Raw genomic sequence first — 5110 nt, 5'->3', positions numbered from 1 at the left:
CCCGAGCGGGTGCCCTGAGCCCGCCGGCTCTCGAAGTCCGTCGTCAGAACACCACCAGCGCCCGGCCGCCCTTCCCGGCCAGCATGTTCCCGAAGGCCGCCGGGATGCCGTCCAGGGCGATCCGTTCGGTCACCAGGGCGGTCAGGTCCAGGCGGCCGGCGCGGACGTGGCCGGCGAGCACGGGCAGGTCCCCGGCCGGGTCGGAGTTGCCGTAGACGCAGCCGGTCAGGGTGCGGCCCCAGTGGAAGAGCTCCAGGGCGTTGAAGGTGACCTGCTGGTCCTTTCCGCCGATGCCGACGACCGTCGTACGCCCGCCGCGGCGGGTGGAGTCCCAGGCGGCGCGGATGGTGGCCGCGCGGCCGACGCACTCGACGGAGACGTCGACGCCCTGCCCGCCGGTGAGGGCGCGGATCTCGCGGGGGGGTGTTCCCGGAGGCGAGGACGTAGTCCGTGGCGCCCGCGCGGCGGGCCAGTTCCTCCTTCTGAGGGGTCACGTCGACGGCGACGATCCTCGACGCGCCCGCGATCCGGGCGGCCTGGAGGGTGGCCAGGCCCACCCCGCCGACGCCGAACACCGCGACCGTCTCCCCCTGCCGTACCTTCGCCGCGTGGTGGACGGCGCCGTACCCGGTGAGGACGGCGCAGCCGAGGAGCGCGGCGTCGGTGAGCGGGACCCCGTCCGGGAGGGGCAGGACGCAGGAGGCGGCGACGACGGTCTCCTCGGCGAAGGCGGCGACGTTGAGGCCGGGGTGCAGCTCGGTGCCGTCGGCGGTGCGGGCGTGGACGTCGGCGGCGCCGTTCAGCGCGTTGGCGCACAGCCACACCTCGCCGAGCGAGCAGGCGTGGCAGCTCCCGCAGGACGGCGCCCAGTTGAGCACGACGGCGTCGCCCGGCGCGACATGGGCGACGCCCTCGCCGACGGCGAGGACCGTGCCCGCGCCCTCGTGGCCGAGCACGGCCGGCACCGGCACCCGCATGGTGCCGTTGGACAGCGACAGGTCGGAGTGGCAGACCCCGGCGGCGGCGAGCCGGACGCGGACCTGCCCGGGGCCGGGCTCCGGCAGTTCGATCTCCGCGATCTCCAGCGGCGAGCCGATGGCGGGCAGGACGGCGGCACGTACGGCCATGACGCGTGACTCCCTTAGAACTGGAGGGACTTGGTCTGCAGGTACTCGGTGAGGCCGTGTGCGCCGAGTTCGCGGCCGACGCCGGACTGCTTGTAGCCGCCGAAGGGTGCCAGCGGGTTGAAGCGGCCGCCGTTGATGTCGACCTGGCCGGTGTCCATGCGGCGGGCGAAGGCGACCGCCTCCGTCTCGTCGGCCGCCCAGACGGCGCCGGCGAGGCCGTAGACCGTGCCGTTGGCGATGCGCAGGGCGTCGTCCTCGTCGTCGTAGCGCAGGATGGACAGGACCGGGCCGAAGATCTCCTCCTGGGCGACGGTCATGTCGGGGGTGACGTCGGCGAAGACGGTGGGACTGACGAAGTAGCCCTTCTCGCACGGGGCTTCGGGACCGCCGGCGACCAGGCGGGCGCCCTCGGCGATGCCCTTCTCGATGTAACCGCGCACGCGTGCCCGCTGCTTGGCGTTCACCACCGGGCCGATGCGGTCGCCGTACTTGGCGGCGGCCGTCGCGGCGAGCTCCACCGCCTCGTCGTACTGGTCGCGGTGCACCAGCATCCGGGTCCAGGCGCTGCACGTCTGGCCGGAGTTGGACATCACGTTGGCGACGCCGACGTTGACGGCCCTGGCGAGGTCGGCGCTCGGGAGGATGACGTTGGCGGACTTGCCGCCCAGTTCCAGCGCGACCCTCTTGACGGCGGCGCCCGCCGTCGCGCCGATCCGCCTGCCCACGGCCGTGGAGCCGGTGAAGGAGACCAGGTCGACGTCCGGATGTTCGGCCAGGGCCTGTCCGGCGACCGGGCCGAGGCCGGTGACCAGGTTGAGGACGCCGGCCGGGATTCCGGCCTCGTGGGCCGCCTCGGCGAAGAGCTGGGCGGTCAGCGGGGTGTCCTCGGCGGGCTTGAGGACGATCGTGCAGCCGGCGGCCAGCGCCGGGGCGGCCTTGGCGACTATCTGGTGCAGCGGGTAGTTCCAGGGGGTGATCGCGCCGACCACGCCGACCGGCTCGTGGTGGACGGTGGAGTTTCCGACCTTCTCCTCGAAGGCGTACGTCGCCGCGAGGTCGGCGTAGGAGCCGGCGACCGCGATCGGCACGCCCGCGTGGACCGCCTGGGAGAAGGCGAGCGGCGAGCCCAGTTCAGCGGTGACGGTCTCGGCGATCTCGTCCTTGCGGGCCACCAGCACGTCCCGCAGGGCGGTCAGGCGGGCGGCCCGCTCGGCGGGGGGCGTCGCGGCCCAGCCGGGGAGGGCGGCGCGGGCGGCGCGCACGGCCGCGTCCACGTCCTCGGCGGTGCCCGCCGGCACGGTGGCGATGACCTGCTCGTCGGCCGGGTTCACCACCTCGATGGCGTCCCGGCCCGCGGCGGGACGCCAGGCGCCGTCGATGTACATGCCGTCGTGTGCCTTCATCGTGCTCCTCCGGGGCGGGACGGGCGGGGTGCGTCGTGCGCGTCACAACCTACCGACACCCCCATAAACTAGCGCCGATAGTTTTCGGTCGCCAGACGCCCGCGGCCGGGGTGTCTCACTCCTCCAGGTCCGGCAGACGGTCCGGGGCCGGGCAGATGCGGTCGCCGTGCTGGTCGAAGACGAACAGGTGGGCGAGGTCGACGAGGAGCGGGACCTGCATGCCGTGCCGGAGCCGGATGTCCGGCGTGGTGCGCACGACCAGGTCGCCGGGCAGGCGCGGCTCGGGGGCGGCGAGGGGTTCCGGCCCGGTGTCGGCGGGGTGCTCCAGCACCACCACCGGCCCCGCGCGCAGGGCGCCCGCCCGCTCGCGCAGCCGGTTCAGGACCGTGCCCTCGCGCCGGCGACGCCGGACCGGCCGGCGGGCGGGACGCGGGGCCTCCAGGTCCGGTACGACGGCGGGGCGCGAGCCGGTGTTGAAGTGGACCAGGACCTCGTGGCCCTGGAACTCCATGTGCTCCACCAGCCCGGTGATCGCCACCTCGCCGGGCCGGGCAGAGGCGGGCTTGGCGATCCGTACGGCCTCCGAGCGCAGGCCCACGATGACCTCGCGGCCCTGCTGCACCCGCAGCAGCTGGTGGTCCAGGCAGAGGGGTTCGGGCAGGCGCAGGAACTGCTTGCCCAGGCTGATGGTCATGGCGCCGTCGAGCGGGGCGCGCACCAGGCCGCGCAGCAGGTTGATGCGCGGGGTGCCGATGAACGCGGCGACGAAGACGTTGCGGGGCAGCGCGTACACCGCGCGCGGGGTGTCGACCTGCTGCAGGACCCCGCCGCGCAGGACGGCGACCCGGTCGCCCAGGGACATGGCCTCGGCCTGGTCATGGGTGACGTAGACCGTGGTGACGCCCAGCTCCCGGGTGAGCCTGGCGATCTCGGCGCGCAGATGGTTGCGGAGCTTGGCGTCGAGGTTGGACAGCGGCTCGTCCATCAGGAAGGCGGAGGGGTGGCGGGCGATCGCACGGCCCATGGCGACGCGCTGGCGTTCGCCGCCGGAGAGCTGGCTGGGGAAGCGGTCGAGCAGGTCCTCGATGCCCAGCATCCGGGCGGTGGCGTCGACGCGGCGGCCGGGGTCCGCTCCGGGCGACTCGATGCGCAGCGGGAAGCCGATGTTGTCGCGGCTGGTCATGTTCGGGTAGAGCGCGAAGTTCTGGAAGACCATCGCCATGTCCCGGCCGGAGGGCGGCAGGTCGTTGCCGTACTCGCCGTCGAGCAGCAACTGCCCCTCGGTGATCTCCTCCAGTCCGGCGATCATCCTGAGCACCGTGGACTTGCCGCAGCCGGAGGGCCCGAGCAGCACCAGGAACTCGCCGGGTGCGATGTCCAGCGACAGGCGGTCCACCACCCGGACGCCCTTGAGGTAGGTCTTGCTCACGTCGTGCAGAGAGATGGCGCGTGTCATGAGGCATGCCCCCGGGACTCACCAGAGCACTGAGGCTCCGCGGGTCGAACGCCTCGTGCGGGTCGTACGGGGCGTATGAGTCACGGAAGTTAACGGATTGTGCGCGCCCGGGGGAAGAGACCGGGCAGAATCGGGCGTCGCCGGCCCGGCGGAGGAGGAAGCGGACGCTCGTGTTCCGGGGAGCGGGCGTCCGCCTCGTGCCGGGAGTCACTTCGTCGACGTCAGGTGGGCGAAGACGACGACGTTGCTGGAGTAGCCGGTCCTGTGGGTGTAGAGGCCGCCGCAGGTGATCACGCGCAGCTCGGGGCGGCGGGCGGTGCCGTACACCTCCTCGTCGGGGAAGCGGTCCCTGTCGAAGACCCGTACCTTGTCCACGGTGTAGACGGCGGTACGGCCGTCCGCGCGCCGCACCTCGATGGGCCGGCCCGGCTCGACCTGGCCGAGCGCGGCGAAGACGGCGGCGCCCGTCCTGGTGTCGCGGTGCCCGACCGCGACGGCCGTGCCGGACTCCCCGGGTGCGGGTCCGCCCTCGTACCAGCCGACGAGTCTGGGCTTGTCTGCCGGTGGCGTCCCCAGTTGCCGGTCGACGTCGAGGCCGACCCCGATGACGGGTGCGTCGATGCCGAGGGAGGGGATGCGCAAGGTGGTCGCGCGGGACCTGGGCAGCGGCGCGGGCGGTGCGGTGGGGCGGGGGGAGGCGGACCGGCCGCCGCGCGGACCGCTGCCTGCCGGAGAGCCGCCGTCCGGGCCGCCGCCTCCCCGTGAGTCGTCGTCCGTCCCGTTGCCGTCCGCGCCGGACGGGGCCGGGGAGGCCGGTGCCACGGCGGCCGGTCCGGCGGCCCGGTCCGGCACGGTGCGCCCGTGCGCTCCCCCGCACCGGACCCCCGCCGTCGCCAGGACGACCGTGAGCACGGCCGTCCTGGCGAGGCGGTAGGCGCGGGTCCGGTACCAGGGCCTGCGTCGGTGCCTACGCGACACCATGGGGACGCCGGCGGACCAGCCGGAAGTACGCCGTCCCGCCGACCACCACCAGCCCCACGGCCGCGGCGCCGGTCAGCGGTGAGAAGGCGGCGGCCGTCGGGGCCAGGCCGCCGACGCCCGCGTGGACGGCGCCCTTCGGGCCC

At 74.2% G+C, this 5110-nt stretch carries 3 protein-coding genes and 1 pseudogene; all 4 read right to left on the bottom strand.

The genetic code is table 11. From position 1 onward, the window contains the following. Positions 1–43: 43 nt before the first annotated feature. A pseudogene (locus RH94_RS20655) lies at positions 44–1127 on the bottom strand (Zn-dependent alcohol dehydrogenase). Between the two features lie 14 nt (positions 1128–1141). After that, complete coding sequence (locus RH94_RS20650; protein WP_073948994.1) at positions 1142–2530, bottom strand: aldehyde dehydrogenase family protein; 1389 nt, start codon at positions 2528–2530, stop codon at positions 1142–1144. A gap of 115 nt (positions 2531–2645) precedes the next feature. Next, complete coding sequence (locus RH94_RS20645) at positions 2646–3986, bottom strand: ABC transporter ATP-binding protein (RefSeq protein ID WP_073948993.1); 1341 nt, start codon at positions 3984–3986, stop codon at positions 2646–2648. A gap of 207 nt (positions 3987–4193) precedes the next feature. Next, positions 4194–4967, bottom strand: a complete 774-nt coding sequence (locus tag RH94_RS20640) for a class F sortase (protein WP_073948992.1) — start codon at positions 4965–4967, stop codon at positions 4194–4196. Positions 4968–5110 lie beyond the last annotated feature (143 nt).

This window comes from Streptomyces kebangsaanensis (genome assembly GCF_001906585.1).
Lineage (GTDB): Bacteria > Actinomycetota > Actinomycetes > Streptomycetales > Streptomycetaceae > Streptomyces > Streptomyces kebangsaanensis.
This window is presented reverse-complemented; position numbering and strand designations above follow the sequence as displayed.

Bases quoted from the DNA above. Each gene is read 5' to 3' on its own strand.
- RH94_RS20650 (WP_073948994.1), bottom strand. From the start codon at position 2,530: ATGAAGGCACACGACGGCATGTACATCGACGGCGCCTGGCGTCCCGCC.
- RH94_RS20645 (WP_073948993.1), bottom strand. From the start codon at position 3,986: ATGACACGCGCCATCTCTCTGCACGACGTGAGCAAGACCTACCTCAAG.
- RH94_RS20640 (WP_073948992.1), bottom strand. From the start codon at position 4,967: ATGGTGTCGCGTAGGCACCGACGCAGGCCCTGGTACCGGACCCGCGCC.